This is a genomic window from Streptomyces sp. MUM 2J (assembly GCF_022414535.1).
Classification (GTDB): Bacteria; Actinomycetota; Actinomycetes; order Streptomycetales; family Streptomycetaceae; genus Streptomyces.
Map to the genome: position 1 here is coordinate 1 of NZ_JADWYM010000025.1, position 16,569 is coordinate 16,569.

The window sequence follows — 16,569 nt, forward strand, 5'->3', positions numbered from 1 at the left end:
GCGCGGGGCGGTCCGGCGCGGGGGGCTGGGTCCGCGCCGCGTTGCCCGGCCGCTGGTCGGCGGCCGGACCGGGCGGGGGCGTGGCCGGGCGCGGTGGCACAGGGGCGCGGCGCGCTTCCGTGCTCATGCACCCCCCGTTTCCTGGTCCCCGGGCCGTCGTTCCGGTGCGCGGGCCGCGCAGCGCGTACCCCCGCAGGCATACCCGCACAGGTGGAGCGGCATCCCCGGCACGGCGACCGGCCGGAGCCGTGAACCTCCGTGCGTGCGCGTCACTCTACGGGTTGCCGCCGGTGGAACGGGAACCAGTCCGCATCGCCGGGGCATCTGCCCGGAACGTCCCCCTACCCTGCGGTAATTCCGCGTGGCAGGCTTCGTGCATGACTGCGCGCGCCGCTGACCGGGCCCGTTACGACAGGGCCACAGCCCATCTCGACGCCCCTGTGGCGATCGTGGACCTGGAGGCCTTCGACGCCAACGCCGACGATCTGGTGCGCCGTGCCGCGGGCAAACCGGTGCGGGTCGCCAGCAAGTCCGTGCGCTGCCGGGCGCTGCTGGAACGCGTCCTGGCCAAGGACGGTTTCCGGGGGATCATGTCGTTCACGCTCGCCGAGTCGCTGTGGCTTGCGCGTTCGGGCTTCGACGACGTCCTGCTCGCGTATCCGTCCACCGACCGGGCCGGATACGCCGAACTCACCTCCGACCCCAAGCCGGCCGCCGCCGTCACCGTGATGGTCGACGACGTCGCCCAGCTCGACCTGATCGACGCTGCGCGCGGTGACGGCAGCGAAGTGGTGCGCGTCTGCCTGGAGTTGGACACCTCGCTGAAGCTGCTCGGCGGCCGGGTGCGGGCCGGCGCCCGCCGTTCCCCGCTGCACTCCCCCGCCGAGGTCGCCGACCTGGCCCGGGCGGTGGCCCGCCGGCCGGGGTTCCGGCTCGTGGGGATCATGGCGTACGAGGGGCACGTCGCCGGGGTCGGGGACGCGATCGCCGGGCGGCCCCTCCGCTCCCGGGTCGTGCGGCTGATGCAGTCCGCGGCCCGGCGGGAACTGGCCGAGCGGCGCGCGGCGGTCGTGCGGGCGGTGCGGGCCGTCGCACCGGACCTGGAGTTCGTCAACGGCGGCGGCACCGGCAGCGTGCAGCACACCGCCGCGGAGGACGCGGTCACCGAGATCGCCGCGGGGTCGGGCCTGTACGTGCCGCGCCTGTTCGACAACTACACCTCCTTCCACGGCCGTCCGGCCGCCCTGTTCGCCCAGCCCGTCGTCCGGCGGCCCGGTGTCGGGGTCGTGACGGTCCTGGGCGGGGGCTATCCGGCCTCCGGTGCGCCCGGGCCGGACCGGCTGCCGGTGCCGTACCTGCCGGAGGGGCTGCGCTACGACCCCCAGGAGGGTGCCGGCGAGGTGCAGACGCCGCTGCTGGGTGCGGCCGCGGACGACCTGCTGATCGGCGACAAGGTGTGGTTCCGGCACGCCAAGGCCGGTGAGCTGTGCGAACGGTTCGACGCGCTGCACCTGGTGGCCGGGGACAAGGTGACCGAGTCCGTGCCGACCTACCGGGGCGAGGGCCGCACGTTCCTCTGACCGCGTTCGGCTCGGCCGGGCCGTCTTCCGCTCCGCCGCCCGCGGCCGTCGGAACGTACCCGTCAGGAGCCCGGCCGGCCGGAGGCGGCCGGGCGCTGCCGCCGGGGCCGCCGGGCGCACGGCTCCGGCAGCCCGGTGGCCGCAGCGGCGGCGGGCTGCCGAGCACGTCCTACAGCGGTGTGACGTAGGCCCCCGAGATGCCTCCGTCCACGAGGAAGTCGGTGGCGTTGACGAAGGAGGAGTCGTCACTGGCGAGGAAGGCGACCGCGGCCGCGATCTCCTCGGCCTCGGCGAACCGGCCGAGCGGGATGTGCACCAGGCGGCGGGCCGCGCGCTCGGGGTCCTTGGCGAACAGCTCCTGCAGGAGGGGGGTGTTGACCGGTCCGGGGCACAGGGCGTTGACGCGGATGCCCTCGCGGGCGAACTGCACGCCCAGTTCGCGGGACAGGGCGAGGACGCCGCCCTTGGAGGCGGTGTAGGAGATCTGCGAGGTCGCCGCGCCCATCCGGGCCACGAACGACGCGGTGTTGATGACGGAGCCCTTGCCCTGGCGCCGCATGTAGGGGATCGCGGCCTTGCAGCACAGGTAGACGGAGGTCAGGTTGACCTCCTGGACGCGCTTCCACGCCTCCAGGCCGGTCTCCAGGATGGAGTCGTCGTCAGGGGGCGAGATGCCGGCGTTGTTGAAGGCGACGTCGACGCTGCCGTAGGTGTCGTGGGCCGCCCGGTACAGGGCCTCGACCTGCTCGGGGTCGGTGACGTCGACCCTGACGAAGAGCCCGCCGGTCTCCTCGGCGGCGGCCTTGCCGCGGGCCTCGTCGATGTCGCCGCAGACCACGTGCGCCCCTTCGGCGGCGAGCCGGCGGGAGGAGGCGAGTCCGATGCCGCTGCCGGCTCCGGTGACGACGGCGGTGCGGCCGGTCAGGCGGCGGCAGACAGTCTCTTCGGTCACTGTGCGGGGCCCTCCGTGCTGATGAAGACGTTCTTGGTCTCGGTGAAGGCGGTCAGGGCGTCCGGGCCTAGCTCACGGCCGATGCCGGACTGCTTGAAGCCGCCGAACGGGGTCCAGTAGCGGACGCTGGAGTGGGAGTTGACGGAAAGGTTCCCGGCGCGCACCGCCTGCGAGACGCGCAGGGCCCGGCCGACGTCGCGCGTCCAGATCGATCCGGACAGGCCGTAGTCGGTGTCGTTGGCGAGACGGACCGCCTCGGCCTCGTCCTCGAAGGGCAGGACGACGGCGACGGGGCCGAAGACCTCCTCGACGGCGACCGGGGCCCGCGGATCCACGTCGGTGAGGACGGTGGGCGGGAACCAGAAGCCGGGGCCCTCGGGGGCCTTGCCGCGGATGCCGGGGGCCCGCGGGTCGACGTAGGAGCGGACGCGGTCCAGCTGGGCCCGGGAGATCAGCGGCCCCATCCCGGTGCTCTCGTCGGCCGGGTCGCCGACGGCGACCGACTCGACGGCCGGGGCGAGGAGGTCGAGGAAGCGGTCGTGGACGGAGGCCTGGACGAGGATGCGGGTACGGGCGCAGCAGTCCTGGCCGGCGTTGTCCAGGAAGGACATCGGGGTGGCGGCTGCGGCGGCTTCCAGGTCGGCGTCGGCGAAGACGATGTTGGGACTCTTGCCGCCGAGTTCCAGAGTGACCCGCTTGAGGCGGGCGGCACCCTTCGCCAGCACCTGTCTGCCCACGGCTGTGGACCCGGTGAACACGATCTTCGCGACGCCGGGGTGTTCGACGAGCGCGGCACCGGCGACCGGACCGCGTCCCGGCAGCACCTGGAACAGTCCCTCGGGCAGGCCTGCGGCGAGCGCGAGCCCGGCCAGCCGCAGGGCGGTGAGCGGGGTCGTCTCGGCCGGCTTGAGGACGACCGCGTTCCCGGCGGCCAGCGCGGGGGCCGTCCCCCACGCCGCGATGGGCAGGGGGAAGTTCCACGGCGCGATGACACCGACGACGCCGAGCGGTTCCAGCACGGTGACGTCGAGCCCACCGGGCACCGGGATCTGACGGCCGGTCAGCCGCTCCACTCCCCCGGCCGCGTAGTCGAGCAGGTCGCGGACGTTGCCCACCTCCCAGCGGGCGTTGCCGAGGGTGTGCCCGGCCTCGCGGACCTCCAGCCGCGCCAGCTCCTCCAGGTGTTCGTCGACGCCGACGGCGAACCGGCGCAGCAGGCGGGCACGGTCGCCGGGCGGCAGGGCGGCCCAGCGGGCCTGCGCATGGACGGCCCGGGCGACGGCAGCGTCCACGTCGGCCGCGGTGGCGGCCGGCACGGTGGCGAGGACCTCCTCGGTCGCGGGGTTCAGCACCCGGAGCCCGGCGTCGGAGGCAGGGGTGGGGGAACGCTCGGCGGACTGCTCGGGCACGGGGGGCCTCACATGCGTTCGAAGGAGCGGCGCAGCTCCCAGTCGGTGACCGCGGCGTCGAAGGCGTCGAGCTCGACCCGCGCCATGTTGCGGTAGTGCGCGACGACCTCGTCGCCGAAGGCGGCCTTCGCCAGGGGACTCGTCTCCCACAGCTCGGCGGCCTCCCGCAGGCTCGTCGGGACGTGCGCGAAGTCGGCGGCGTAGGCGTTGCCGGGGCAGGGCTCGGGCAGCTCCAGTTTCTGCTCGATGCCGTGCAGGCCGGCCGCCACCATGCCGGCGACGGCGAGGTGCGGGTTGACGTCGCCGCCGGGCACCCGGTTCTCCAAGCGCAGGGAGCGGCCGTGGCCGACGACGCGGAGTGCGCAGGTGCGGTTGTCGTACCCCCAGGCGACGGCGGTCGGGGCGAAGGAGCCGCGCTGGAACCGTTTGTAGGAGTTGATGCCCGGGGCGTACAGCAGCGAGAAGTCGCGCAGCGCGGCCAGTTGCCCGGCGAGGAAGTGCCGCATGAGCTCGGACATGCCGCCGGGATCCTCCTCTCGCCGGGCCATGGCGTTGTTGCCGGCGGCGTCGGCGAGCGAGAGGTGGATGTGGCAGGAGTTGCCCTCGCGCTCGTTGTACTTGGCCATGAAGGTGAGCGACATGCCCTCCTGGGCGGCGATCTCCTTGGCCCCGGTCTTGTAGACGGCGTGCTGGTCGCAGGTGACGAGGGCCTCGGCGTAGCGGAAGACGATCTCGTGCTGCCCCGGGTTGCACTCGCCCTTGGCCGACTCGACGGTGAGTCCGGCGCCGGCCATCTCGTTGCGCACGCGCCGCAGGAGGGGCTCGACGCGTCCGGTGCCGAGGATGGAGTAGTCGACGTTGTACTGGTTGACCGGTGTCAGCCCCCGGTAACCGGCGTCCCAGGCCTCCTCGTAGGTGTCCCGGAAGACGATGAACTCCAGCTCGGTGCCGACCTGCGCGGTCAGCCCGTGCCCGGCGAGGCGTTCCAGCTGGCGGCGCAGGATCTGGCGCGGAGCGGCGGTGACGGGTGAGCCGTCGTCCCAGGCCAGGTCGGCGATCATCAGGGCCGTTCCCGGGTTCCAGGGGAGGCGGCGCAGGGTGGCCGGGTCGGGGTGCAGGACGAAGTCCCCGTACCCCCGGTCCCAGGACGACATGGCGTAGCCGTCGACCGTGTTCATGTCGGCGTCCACGGCGAGGAGGTAGTTGCAGCCCTCGGTGCCGTGGTGGAGTACCTCGTCCAGGAAGAAGCGGGCGGCGAACCGCTTGCCCTGGAGGCGGCCCTGCATGTCGGGGAAGGCCAGGACGACGGTGTCGAGGTCACCGCTCGCGACGAGGGCGTGCAGTTCCTCGACGCCGAGCGGGGCGGTGCGGTCTGCCACGGGAGGGTCTCCTGGGGGCGTCGGTGCGCTTCTTCGGCCGGTCCGGAAGCCATAAGGTATTGCCGGGAACCATTCCTTGGGAAGGGGGCGCGGCCGTATGCCGGACGATGCGGTCGGCGGGTCTGCGGGCACCGGCGCCGGCGACGTCGCGGGCCGCCTGGCACCGGTGCTGCGGCCGGTGCGGGCGGGCAACGGCTTCGAGGAGGCACTGGAGCAGATCCTCCAGGTGGTACGGCTGGGCCTGGTGCCCGCGGGCGAGCGGCTGCCGGCCGAGCGCCAGCTCGCGGACCGGCTCGGCGTCAGCCGGGTGACCCTGCGGGAGGTACTGAGGGTGCTCCAGGAGCAGGGGCTGGTCGAGTCCCGGCGGGGCCGCTACGGCGGAACGTTCGTCCTGCCCCGCGAGGGGGCGGCGGGCGAGGCGGAGCTGCGCCGCAGAACCGCGGGCGTCGACCTTGAGGACGTCCTGCGCTTCCGCGAGGTCCTGGAGGTGGGCGCGGCGGAGCTGTGTGCGGGAAACGGGCTCACGCGGGAGGGGGCGGCCCGCCTGGGCCGGGCCCTGGACGGCACCCGCGACGCCCCGCTGTCCGACTACCGCCGCCGCGACACCCTGCTGCACCTGACCCTGGCCGAACTGAGCGGCTCCCCGTCCCTGACCGCCCGGTACGCGGCGGTCAGGTCCACGGTGAACGACCTGCTGGACTGCATCCCGCTCCTCGTCCGCAACCTGGAGCACTCCCAGCATCAGCACACCGCGGTGGTCGAGGCGGTGCTGGGCGGGGACGCGGAGGCGGCGCGGGCGGCGATGCGGGAGCACTGCGCGGGGACCGCGGCCCTGCTGCGGGGGTTCCTGGCCCGGCCCGGGTCCTTCTGATGGATCTCCTCGCTGATGGATCTCCACGCTGATGGATCCCCACGGTGCACCGGGCCCGTCCGGTGCGTGCTGCCCGGCCTGCGGTGTGCGGGGCCGGTACGGCCGAGCCGCCTCGCCCCCGCACGCCGCGTGCCGGGCGTCGCCGCGCCGCCGGGGGGCGTCAGCGGGTCCCCGGAAAGAGCCGCGGTGCGCGACCGGAAGGACTCACCGGCCCGTGGTGCCGCGCCCGCCTCCCGGGGCGCCCCGGGAGGCGGGGAACGACACGGCCGGTGCGGCTGTGGACACACGGCAGGCGGCCGTGGCGCGCCCTCACGGCCGCGTACTCACCGCGGCACAAAGGTCCGGCAGTGTTCCATTGGGGTGTTCGGGCGCCGGGCGCCGGGGAAGCAGGGCAGCGAGGTGCCGGGAGGGCGCATGACCAGCAGACCGCTGATCGGTGTGAGCACGTACCTGGAGGCGCGGGCGCGCTGGGGGGTGTGGGAACTGGAGGCGGCGCTGCTGCCGGCCGGATATCCGCGACTGGTGCAACGGGCGGGGGGACTGGCCGCGATGCTGCCGCCGGACGATCCGGCGCGGGCGGTGGCGGCCGTGGCGCGCCTGGACGGCGTGGTGATCGCCGGCGGGCCCGACGTCGACCCGGCCTGCTACGGCGCCGAGCGCGACCCGCACACCGGTCCGCCGGCCCCGGCCCGGGACGCCTGGGAGCTGGCGCTGATCAGGGCGGCACTCGCCGCCCACACCCCCCTGCTGGGCATCTGCCGCGGCATGCAGCTCCTCAACGTCGCCCTCGGCGGCACCCTCACCCAGCACATCACCGGCCACGCCGGGACGCCCGGCGTCTTCGACCGCCACCCGGTCCGGCCGGTCCCCGGCACCCGCTATGCCTCGCTGGCCCCCGAGGAGGCGCTCGTTCCCACCTTCCACCACCAGTCCGCGGGCCGCCTCGGCACCGGCCTCGTCCCCTCGGCCCACGCGGCCGACGGAACCGTCGAGGCGATCGAGCTCCCGTCCGGGCAGGGCTGGGTCCTGGGCGTCCAGTGGCATCCGGAGATGGGAGAGGACCTGCGGGTGATGCGCGCGCTGGTGTCCGCGGCCGGGGCCGCGAGCTGACGGGTCCGGAGAAGCGGGCCCGAGGCCGACGCGGCCGGCGCGAGCGGACGAGGAGGCCGCGGGGGGCGTCCACGGCGTCACCGGGGCGACGCCGGCAGGGCGGCGGGACGGGTCCGGGCGCGGCCGGAGCGAGCGGACGGGTCCGGAGGGAAGGGTGAGAGCGCCTGCGGGGCACGGGCGGCGGACCCTCGCGCGGACCCCGGGCCGACCCGGACGCCCGCCGGCCCTGCCGCCGCTCAGCCGGCCGGGTCCGGTGGGCGGGAGGGCACGGCCCCGTGGGGCGTGCGGAGGGCCGGGGGCCGGATTCGGGTCAGGGACAGCAGTTCCCTCGCCGGACCGGCCGGCCGCTGCCCCGTGGGCCACACGGCCCGCAGCTCCCGCCGCAACGCGACTCCGTCCAGCGGCACGCTGACCAGTCGCCGGACCCCCAGTTCCTCCCCGACGGCCAGTTCGCTGAGCACCGCCGGACCCGCGCCGCTCTCCGCCGCCGCCTTCACCGCCGTCGTCGAGGACAGTTCGATCAGCGGCCTCGCCGGACCCAGCCCCGCCCCGCCCAGCGCGGCGTCGAGGACCTGACGTGTCCCCGAGCCCGTCTCCCGCAGGATCAGCGGCGTCGCGGCCAGCTCCGCCACGCCGACCGGCCGGCGGCGCCTCGCCCAGGCGTGGCCCGGCGCCGCGACCACGATCAGCCGGTCGTGGGCGATGACCGCGGAGTCCAGGCCGGCCGGCACGGTGAGCCCCTCCACGAACCCCAGGTCCGCCTCGTCGGACAGCAGCCGCTCCGCGACGGCCGCGGAGTTCCCCGCGAGCAGCGACACGGCCGTGTCGGGGCGCTCGGCGCGCAGTGCGAGCAGCCACCCCGGCAGGAGGTACTCGGCGATGGTCATGCTGGCGGCGACCCGCAGCCGCGAGTCGCGGCGGTCCCGCAGCGCCTGCGCGCCGGCGTCGAAGGCCTCCGCGGCCTCCACCACCCGTCGCGCCCAGTCGGTCACCAGTGCCCCGGCGTCGGTCAGCCGCGAGCCGCGCGGGGAGCGGTCCACGAGTGCGACGCCCAGCTGACGTTCCATCGAGCGGATGCGGCTGCTGGCCGCAGGCTGGGTGATGCCGACCTCGCGGGCGGCGGCGCCGAGGCTGCCGAGCCGGGCCACGGCCAGCAGCAGTTCCAGGGCCCCCAGGTCGGGCACCCGGTGGGCCAGTGACCCGCCGGGCGCGGACTCCTCGGTCCCGCCACCCCTGCTCGCGCTGCCCATAAGGCAAGTTTATGTCCTCATAGAGGCATGCTCCCTGGCGGGGCCCGGGACCCGGCGGGAGGCTGAGGACATGATCACCGCAGTCCGCCACCTGGGCCCCAACTGGTACGCATCCGTCATGGGCACCGCCGTACTGGCCACCGCCGGCGCCGCCCTCCCGCTGCCGGGCCCGCCGCCCGGACTGCGCACCGTCTGCGCGGCCGTGTGGGCCCTGTCGCTGCTGATGCTGGTGACCCTGCTGGCCGCCCGCGCCCTGCACTGGCGGCACCACCGCGACCAGGCCCGCGCGCACCTCCTCGACCCGGCCACCGCCCCCTTCTACGGCTGCCTGGCCATGGCTCTGCTGGCGGTCGGCGGCGGCGCCGTCGCCGTGGGCCGCGACCTGATCGGCACCCCGGCGGCGGTCGCGCTCGACGCCGTGCTGTTCACGGCGGGGACGGCGGTGGGGGTGGCGGCTGCGGTCGCGGTGCCGTACCTGATGGCCGTGCACCACCGCGTCCGGTCCGACCAGGCCTCCCCGGTGTGGCTGCTGCCGCTCGTCGCCCCGATGGTGTCCGCGGCGCTCGGCCCGCTGCTGGTGCCCCACCTCCCGCCCGGCCAACCCCGCGGGACCCTGCTGCTGGGCTGTGTCGCCCTGTTCGGGCTGAGCCTGCTGGCGACCCTGCTGATGCTGCCGCTGGTCTTCGCCCGGCTGCTCACCGGCGGGCCGCTGCCCCTCGCGCTGACGCCGACGCTGTTCCTCGTCCTCGGTCCGCTGGGACAGTCCACCACCGCCGCCGGCAACTTCGCGGACGTCGCCCGCGGAACCGTCCCGGGCGCCGGCTCCGCGGCCTTCTCCGCCTTCGCCGTCCTGTACGGCGTGCCGGTCATGGGCTTCGCGCTGCTGTGGCTGTGCCTCGCCGGCGCGCACGTGCTGCGGGCCCGGCGGCTCGGCATGCGGTTCACGTTGACGTGGTGGGCGTTCACCTTCCCGGTGGGCACCTGCGTCACCGGCGCGGAGTCGCTGGCCCTGCACACCGGGCTCGCCGTCCTCGACGCGCTCGCGATCGTCCTGTACGGCGTCCTGCTGGCCGCCTGGGGCGCGGCTGCCCTCGGTACGGCGCGCGGCCTGCTCAGCGGCGCGCTGCCCGCAGCGCCGCCCCCAGCACCCGCGGCGCCTCGGCCAGTGAGGGTCCGTACCACGTCAGGTGCCGCCCGCTGACCAGGGCGCAGGGCTGTCCGGGGAAGGCCTCGGGTCCGTCGCCGGCGGTGAAGTGGTAGGGCTCGTCGGGCAGCACGACGAGGTCCGGGGCCGCCGCGCGCAGTTCCTCCAGCGGCACACGGGGGTAGCGGTCCGGGTGGCGTGCGTAGAGGTGGCCGACACCGAGCCGGGCGAGCACGTCACCGGCGAAGGTGTCCCGCCCGAGGACCATCCAGGGCCGCCGCCAGATCGGCACCACGGCCGTCGTCCGCTGTCCGGAAGGGTCCGGCCACCGGCCGCCTCCCGGCGCCGCCCAGACCTCCTCGGCCTCGTCCAGCCAGCGGGGCCGCTCCCGCACCCCGCAGGCCACGAGGACCCGGGTGAGTTCCCGGAAGGCCTGCGGCACGTCGCGGACCTCGGTGACCAGCACCTCGGCCCCCGCGGCGCGCAGGGCGTGGAGGTCGGGTGCGCGGTTCTCCTCCTCGTTCGCGAGGACGAGGTCGGGGGCGAGGGCGAGGATCTGCTCGGTCCTCGGATTCTTGGTGCCGCCGATCCGCGCCACGTCGAGGCCGGCCGGATGGGTGCACCAGTCGGTGGCTCCGACCAGGGTCCCGGGCGCCGAGACGGCCACCGTCTCGGTCAGCGACGGGACCAGGGAGACGATCCTCACGGCCGCGACCGGTCCCGCACCGCCTCGATGTGCTCGGCCACCGCGACGACCACCACCCGGGTGTCGGACACGGTGGCCCGCCAGCGGTGGCGCACCCCGCCGGTCAGGTACAGGCTGTCGCCGCGGCCCAGGCGGTAGGCGCGGCCCTCGGCCTCGATCTCCACGGCGCCCTCGGCCACGTACATCAGCTGGTCGTTGCGGTACTGGAACTCGCGGCCGGCATCGTGGTCCCCGGTGAACTCCTGGGCGTGCATCTGGTGGTGGCCGCGGACCAGCGACCGCACGCGCGGCTCCGGTCCGGCGTCGCCGGGCTCGGCACGGACGACGTCGACGCTGCACGCCGGGTCGGCGGCGGCGAGGAGTTCGACTGCGGTGGTGCGCAGCGCGTCGGCCACCTTCTCCAGGGAACTCCGGCTGGGCCGGGCCCGATCGTTCTCGACCTGGCTCAGGAAGGGCACCGACAGGCCACTGCGCTCGGCGACGGCGGCGAGGGTGAGCTCCAGGGCCCGGCGCCGGCGCCGTACGGCCGCGCCCACGCGCAGGGGCTGTTCTTTGTGGTCGCCCATCGCTCCGGCTCCCTCCTTCGCTCGTCGTACGGCCACTGTTCGTGCGTCCGTTGCACGGTGCACTTCTTCTGATGACTTGTCTGCACCCTACGCATGTTCGGCAAACCGATTCACGCGCCCGTCACATCGAGGACACGGCGCAGGGCGTCCGCCCTCACAGTTCGCGCCAGGGGATCGGCGCCGGCCACGCCCCGCTCCGGGTCACGGGGCTCCTGTCGGGTTCAATGCGTACCGCATCCCCGGTGTTCCCGCCCGTGTGATCGCCGAAGTTCCGGCATCCGCCTCGCTCTGCGTGGTTGGCTGGATCCTTTTCGTGCACACGGGGCGGTTCCGGGCACGATCCGAGGGGACGTCTCCGGGCGGCCGGGCGGCCGGACGGCGCGGACCGGCGAGCGGCGCGAACACCCCGGCCGGGGCACGGCGGGCGGCCGGGGCGGCGCCCCCGGTGACAGGGGCGCTGTCGGTGCGGTGCGGCATGATGCGAACGTGACCGGACGACTGATGCTTCTCGACACCGCCTCGCTCTACTTCCGCGCGTACTTCGGCGTCCCGGAGTCCGTGAAGGCGCCGGACGGCACCCCGGTGAACGCCGTGCGCGGGCTGCTGGACTTCATCGACCGCCTGGTGCGGGACCACCGGCCCACGCACCTGGTGGCCTGCATGGACGCCGACTGGCGACCGCAGTGGCGGGTGGAGCTGATCCCCTCCTACAAGGCGCACCGGGTCGCCGAGGAGCACGCGGCGGGGCCGGACGAGGAGGAGGTGCCGGACGCCCTGTCGCCGCAGGTCCCGGTCATCGAGGCGGTCCTGGACGCGCTCGGCATCGCTCGCGTGGGCGTCGAGGGGTACGAGGCGGACGACGTGATCGGCACGTTCACCGCGCGGGCCGAGGGCCCGGTGGACATCGTCACCGGTGACCGCGACCTGTACCAGCTGGTGGACGACGCGCGCGGGGTGCGGGTGCTGTACCCGATCAAGGGCGTGGGCACGCTCCGGGCGACCGACGAGGCGGTGCTGCGCGAGAAGTACGGCGTGGACGGCCCGGGGTACGCGGACCTCGCGCTGCTGCGCGGCGACCCCAGCGACGGCCTGCCGGGAGTGCCCGGCATCGGTGAGAAGACGGCGGCCGGGCTGCTGGCCGAGTTCGGTGACCTGGCCGGGATCCTGGCCGCGGTCGGCGACCCGGCGGCGAGGCTCACGCCGACGCAGCGCCGGCGTCTGACGGAGGCGGCGCCGTACCTCGCCGTGGCGCCGCGCGTGGTCAGGGTCGCCGGCGACGTCCCGCTGCCGGACGTCGACACGGCGCTTCCGCACGGCCCGCGGGACCCCGCGGCGCTGGAGGAGCTGGCGGCGCGCTGGGGTCTGGGCGGGTCGCTGCGACGGCTGCTGACGACGCTGGACGCGTGAGCGATATCCGCTGCTGCGGTCCGCTGCGGGCTCCGGAGGAAGGAGAAGTGTTAGCTTAGGTAAGCCTAAGCAAGGGGAGCATGGGAGGCCGTCATGGCAGAACGTCCGGCACGCGGGCCGCGCAGGGCCCATTCCGCGCAGGTCGTGCGCACCGAGCGGCTGACCCCGCACATGCAGCGCGTGGTGCTCGGCGGTGAGGGGCTGTCCGCGTTCACCGCGGGCACCTGCACCGACCACTACGTCAAGCTGCTGTTCCCCGCCGGGGGCGCGACCTATCCGGAGCCGTTCGACCTGGAGCGGATCCATGCGGAGTTCCCCCGTGAGCAGTGGCCGGTCACCCGGACGTACACGGTGCGCACGTGGGATCCCGAGCACCGCGAGCTGACCCTGGACTTCGTGCTGCATGGCGACGAGGGCCTGGCAGGGCCGTGGGCGGCACGCGTGCAGCCGGGTGAGACGGTCCACTTCATGGGGCCCGGCGGTGCATACGCCCCCGACGCCGGCGCCGACTGGCATCTGCTGGCCGGCGACGAGAGCGCCCTTCCCGCGATCGCCGCCGCGCTGGAGGCACTGCCCGAGGGGGCCGTGGCCCACGCCTTCATCGAGGTGTCCGGACCGGAGGAGGAGCAGAAGATCGACTCCGATGTGGAGATCGTCTGGCTGCACCGTGGTGACCGGCCGGTCGGCGAGAAGCTCGCGGCGGCCGTGACCGCGCTGCGCTTCCCCGAGGGCAGGGTGCACGCGTTCGTGCACGGCGAGGCGCACTGGGTGAAGGGGCTGCGCCGGCTGCTGCGCACGGATCGCCGGGTGGCGCGGGAGGACCTGTCCATCTCCGGTTACTGGCGGCTCGGCCACGACGAGGACGGCTGGCAGGCCTCGAAGCGCGAGTGGAACGCCCGCGTGGAGGCCGAGCAGGAGACCGCCGCGACGGCGTGACGAGCGGCGGCGCGGTTTCCCCGCGGTCAGCGGCTCCTCGTACGCTGGAGCGCGATGAGACGCCGTACCCCTGCCCCTCCCTCGCCCCTCCCCCAGCGCCACGGCGTGGACGCCGTACGGCTGCGGCTGCCCGCGGCCGGGAACTGGGCGACCGTGCGCGAGCACCTGGTGGAGCGGCTGACCGGTGCCGGTCCCGGGGTCGTCGAGGAGATGGTGGCCGCGGGGCGGGTGGTCGGCGCGGACGGGCGGCCGGTGGCTCCGGACGCGGCGTTCGTGCCGGGCATGTTCGTCTGGTTCCACCGGGAGCTGCCCGACGAGGTGGCGGTGCCCTTCGAGGTGGTGGTGGTCCACCGCGACGAGCACATCGTCGTCGCCGACAAGCCGCACTTCCTCGCCACCACCCCGCGCGGCAGCCATGTCACCCAGACGGCGCTGGCCCGCCTCCGCAGCGAACTGGGGCTGCCCGCGCTGACCGCCGCGCACCGGCTCGACCGGCTCACCGCCGGGCTGGTGCTGTTCGTCGTGCGACCCGAGGAGCGCGGCGCCTACCAGACGCTGTTCCGGGACCGGCGGGTGCGCAAGACCTACGAGGCGGTGGCACCGTACGACCCCGAGCTCACGCTGCCGACGACCGTGCGGAGCAGGATCGTGAAGGAGCGCGGGGAGCTGACCGCGCGCGAGGTGCCGGGCGAGCCGAACGCGGTCAGCGGCGTCGAGCTGATCGAGCACCGCGCCGGGGGACTGGCCCACTACCGCTTGCGGCCGGCCACCGGCCAGACCCATCAGCTACGGGTGCACATGAACACGCTCGGTGTTCCCCTGCTCGGCGATCCGCTGTACCCGGCGGTGACCGCCCCCGCACCGGCCGGTGACTTCCGGCGCCCCCTGCAACTACTCGCACGGGAGCTGGAGTTCACCGATCCGGTGACGGGTGGGCGGCACCGGTTCCGCAGTGCGCGAACCCTCGGCGCCTGGTCGTCCTACGCCGACTGGGCCGCCCGGAACGCTCAGGACCCTCAGTAGCCGCGCCACCAGCGCAGGAACCGCTGCCAGGCTCCCCGGGGACGCTCCGGCTCCGCGACCGAGGCCGGCGGCCCGGCAGGAGCGGTCCCGGACGGCGGCACTGCGGTCGCGGCCGGCGGCGCGGGCGTGGCAGGGGCCGCCGCGCGCGGAGGTGCGGTCGTCGCGGGCTCCGGCACGACGGTGCCGGCCGGCGGGGGCGGCGCGACCGAGCCGTGGCTCGGGGGCGTCATCACGTCCTGCTGCGGCTTGGGGTCGAACCGCACCGGCAGCTCGACCAGGTGACGCGAGGAGATCGACTCGCGGTGGCGCAGTTCGTCCTCGTCGCAGTCGAGCTGGACGTCCGGCAGGCGCATCAGCAGCGCGTCGACGCCGACCTCGGCGATCGCCCGGCCGATGTCCTGCCCGGGGCACTCGTGCGGGCCACCGCCGAAGGCGAGGTGGGAGCGGTTGCCCTTCATGTTCGCGGACAGGTCGGGCCGTACGCGGGGGTCGACGTTGCCGGGGGCCGGGGCGAAGAGCAGCCCGTCGCCCTTGCGGATGCGCCGGCCGCCCAGCTCGGTGTCCTGCTTGGCGTAGTAGGCGAAGACGGTGCTGAACGGCGGCTCGTCCCACAGGGACTGCTCGACCGCCTCCATCACGGTCATCTGACCGCCGTTGAGCCGGGCGTAGAAGCGGTCGTCGACGAGGACCATGCGCAGCGCGTTGGCCAGCAGGTTGGCAGTGGCCTCGTAGGCTGCCATGAGCACCAGCCACAGGTGCTTGGTGACCTCGTCGTCGGTCAGCCCTGCGGGGTGGGCGATGAGGTGGCCGGCGAAGTCCTCGTCGGGCTGGCGCCGGCGGCGGGCGGTGAGCTCCTGCAGCTTCTCCAGGACGTACGCCTGGCTGGCGATGGCGGTCTCGGTGCCCTTGAGCATGTCGCGGGCGGCCTGCACCATCCGGTCGTTGTACTCCTCCGGCAGTCCGAGGATCTCGCACATCACGGCCATCGGAAGGTGGTCGGCGTACTGCGCGACCAGCTCGGCGCGGCCCTTCCCGCAGAAGCGGTTGACCAGCCGCTGGGTGTGGCGGTTGATGTACCGGCGCAGGCTGCGGTGGTCGATGGTGGCCATGGCGCCGGTGACGGCGCCGCGCAGCCGCTGGTGTTCGTCCCCCTCGGCGTGGGAGCAGATCGGCTCCCACGCGATGTGCGGCATCAGCGGGTGGTCGGGTTTGACCATGCCGTCCTGCAGGGGGGTCCACAGGCGGCTGTCCCGGCTGTACTCCGCCGCCGAGCGCACCATGTGCAGGTTCTCGGCATGGCCGAGGACCACCCAGATCGGCACGTCGTCGTGGAGCAGCACGGGCGCCACGGCGCCGTGCTCGTCCCGCAGTTGCTCGTACAGCTCGCCCAGGTTCTCCGCACCGGGGCCGTAGAGGCGCTGCAGCCCGCCGGGGCCGCGGCTGTGCGCGGGGCAGCCGGGCGGCGGCGTACGGGCGGGGTCGTCCGTGGTCGTGGCATGGTGTTCAGGCGTCACGGGGATCGCTCCGGAACTGTGGTGGTGTCGGGGAGTTGCGGGGGTGGCTGATTCAGCCGAGGCTGCCGCTCATCGTCATGGCGTGCAGGAAGCGCATCAGGGTCATCAGCACGTCGCGGCTGGAGGACCGGCGGCGCGCGTCGCACTCGATGATCGGGATCTCCGGTGTGAGGTCGAGGGCCTGGCGGAGGTCGTCGACGGGGTAGCGGGGGGCGTCGGGGAAGGTGTTGACGGCGACCACGAACGGCACACCGCGTTCCTCCAGCCGCCCCATGACCTCGAAGCTGACCTCCAGGCGTCGGGTGTCGACGAGGACGACGGCCCCGAGCGCACCCTCGAACAGGCCGTTCCACAGGAACCAGAAGCGCTCCTGACCGGGCGTGCCGAAGAGGTACAGCACGACCTGGTCGGAGATGCGGATACGGCCGAAGTCCATCGCCACGGTGGTGGCGCTCTTCGAGGCGGAACCGAAGTTGTCGTCGACGCCGATGCCGGCCTGCGTCATGGTCTCCTCGGTGGTCAGCGGTTTGATCTCGCTGACCGCGCCGACCATGGTCGTCTTGCCGACGCCGAAACCGCCCACGATGACGATCTTCGCCGCGGCCTCGGTGGTCTGCGGCAGCTGGTCCTCGGCCCGTGGGCCGGGGACGGTGTCAGAGCCTTTCAAGTGCGGTGCCTTTCACGTGCGGTGTCCTTCACGTGCGATCGCTTCACCTACGGTG

At 74.3% G+C, this 16,569-nt stretch carries 15 protein-coding genes; 7 read left to right on the forward strand and 8 right to left on the reverse strand.

Annotated features, from left to right (window positions below; translation table 11 throughout):
* Window positions 1-377: 377 nt before the first annotated feature.
* Entirely contained in the window at window positions 378-1,580 is a 1,203-nt protein-coding gene (locus tag I3F54_RS20170) for an amino acid deaminase/aldolase (RefSeq protein ID WP_240120225.1), read from the forward strand.
* A 169-nt stretch (window positions 1,581-1,749) separates the two neighbouring features.
* Here the strand turns inward: I3F54_RS20170 and I3F54_RS20175 are convergent, their stop codons facing one another.
* Genes I3F54_RS20175 through I3F54_RS20185 form a run of 3 tightly spaced genes read right to left on the reverse strand, consistent with a single transcriptional unit; the run spans window position 1,750 to window position 5,320 of the window.
* Window positions 1,750-2,532: a 3-oxoacyl-ACP reductase gene (locus I3F54_RS20175; RefSeq protein WP_240120226.1), complete on the reverse strand. Its 783-nt coding sequence runs from the start codon at window positions 2,530-2,532 to the stop codon at window positions 1,750-1,752.
* Complete coding sequence (locus I3F54_RS20180) at window positions 2,529-3,941, reverse strand: aldehyde dehydrogenase (RefSeq protein WP_240120227.1); 1,413 nt, start codon at window positions 3,939-3,941, stop codon at window positions 2,529-2,531. The genes I3F54_RS20175 and I3F54_RS20180 overlap by 4 nt, the downstream gene beginning before the upstream one ends.
* 8 nt (window positions 3,942-3,949) lie before the next feature.
* Window positions 3,950-5,320 carry a glutamine synthetase family protein gene (locus I3F54_RS20185; RefSeq protein WP_240120228.1) on the reverse strand — a complete coding sequence of 457 codons (1,371 nt, stop codon included), beginning with the start codon at window positions 5,318-5,320 and terminating at the stop codon, window positions 3,950-3,952.
* 97 nt (window positions 5,321-5,417) lie between these two features.
* Between I3F54_RS20185 and I3F54_RS20190 the strand changes: the two genes are divergently transcribed.
* Window positions 5,418-6,191: a FadR/GntR family transcriptional regulator gene (locus tag I3F54_RS20190; protein WP_240120229.1), complete on the forward strand. Its 774-nt coding sequence runs from the start codon at window positions 5,418-5,420 to the stop codon at window positions 6,189-6,191.
* Between the two features lie 414 nt (window positions 6,192-6,605).
* On the forward strand, window positions 6,606-7,301 hold the full coding sequence (locus I3F54_RS20195) for a gamma-glutamyl-gamma-aminobutyrate hydrolase family protein (protein ID WP_240120230.1): 696 nt from the start codon (window positions 6,606-6,608) through the stop codon (window positions 7,299-7,301).
* Between the two features lie 236 nt (window positions 7,302-7,537).
* On the opposite strand, the gene I3F54_RS20200 is transcribed toward I3F54_RS20195, so the two are convergent.
* Entirely contained in the window at window positions 7,538-8,551 is a 1,014-nt protein-coding gene (locus I3F54_RS20200; RefSeq protein WP_240120231.1) for a LysR family transcriptional regulator, read from the reverse strand.
* A 70-nt stretch (window positions 8,552-8,621) separates the two neighbouring features.
* On the opposite strand from I3F54_RS20200, the gene I3F54_RS20205 reads away from it, so the two are divergent.
* Complete coding sequence (locus tag I3F54_RS20205; protein WP_240120232.1) at window positions 8,622-9,752, forward strand: TDT family transporter; 1,131 nt, start codon at window positions 8,622-8,624, stop codon at window positions 9,750-9,752.
* Here the strand turns inward: I3F54_RS20205 and I3F54_RS20210 are convergent.
* Both I3F54_RS20210 and I3F54_RS20215 read right to left on the reverse strand, forming a co-directional pair.
* The gene (locus tag I3F54_RS20210) at window positions 9,664-10,401 is read right to left on the reverse strand and encodes a helical backbone metal receptor (protein ID WP_240120233.1); all 738 of its coding nucleotides are present in this window, start codon (window positions 10,399-10,401) and stop codon (window positions 9,664-9,666) included. The genes I3F54_RS20205 and I3F54_RS20210 overlap by 89 nt on opposite strands.
* The gene (locus I3F54_RS20215) at window positions 10,398-10,967 is read right to left on the reverse strand and encodes a helix-turn-helix domain-containing protein (protein WP_240120234.1); all 570 of its coding nucleotides are present in this window, start codon (window positions 10,965-10,967) and stop codon (window positions 10,398-10,400) included. Before I3F54_RS20215 ends, I3F54_RS20210 begins: the two co-directional genes overlap by 4 nt.
* Window positions 10,968-11,468: 501 nt before the next feature.
* On the opposite strand from I3F54_RS20215, the gene I3F54_RS20220 reads away from it, so the two are divergent.
* The 3 genes from I3F54_RS20220 to I3F54_RS20230 all read left to right on the forward strand — a co-directional run bounded on the left by I3F54_RS20220 (window position 11,469) and on the right by I3F54_RS20230 (window position 14,333).
* Window positions 11,469-12,374 (forward strand): 5'-3' exonuclease, encoded by a 906-nt coding sequence (locus I3F54_RS20220; RefSeq protein ID WP_240120314.1) that lies wholly within the window; start codon window positions 11,469-11,471, stop codon window positions 12,372-12,374.
* A 93-nt stretch (window positions 12,375-12,467) separates the two neighbouring features.
* Window positions 12,468-13,310 carry a siderophore-interacting protein gene (locus tag I3F54_RS20225; protein WP_240120235.1) on the forward strand — a complete coding sequence of 281 codons (843 nt, stop codon included), beginning with the start codon at window positions 12,468-12,470 and terminating at the stop codon, window positions 13,308-13,310.
* Between the two features lie 54 nt (window positions 13,311-13,364).
* A complete protein-coding gene (locus tag I3F54_RS20230) occupies window positions 13,365-14,333 on the forward strand; it encodes a pseudouridine synthase (RefSeq protein ID WP_240120236.1) in 969 nt (322 codons plus the stop codon).
* On the opposite strand, the gene I3F54_RS20235 is transcribed toward I3F54_RS20230, so the two are convergent.
* On the reverse strand, window positions 14,327-15,847 hold the full coding sequence (locus tag I3F54_RS20235; protein ID WP_240120237.1) for a cytochrome P450: 1,521 nt from the start codon (window positions 15,845-15,847) through the stop codon (window positions 14,327-14,329). The two genes, I3F54_RS20230 and I3F54_RS20235, sit on opposite strands and share 7 nt — an antisense overlap.
* A 52-nt stretch (window positions 15,848-15,899) precedes the next feature.
* Window positions 15,900-16,514 carry an ATP/GTP-binding protein gene (locus I3F54_RS20240; RefSeq protein ID WP_240120238.1) on the reverse strand — a complete coding sequence of 205 codons (615 nt, stop codon included), beginning with the start codon at window positions 16,512-16,514 and terminating at the stop codon, window positions 15,900-15,902.
* Between the last annotated feature and the right edge of the window lie 55 nt (window positions 16,515-16,569).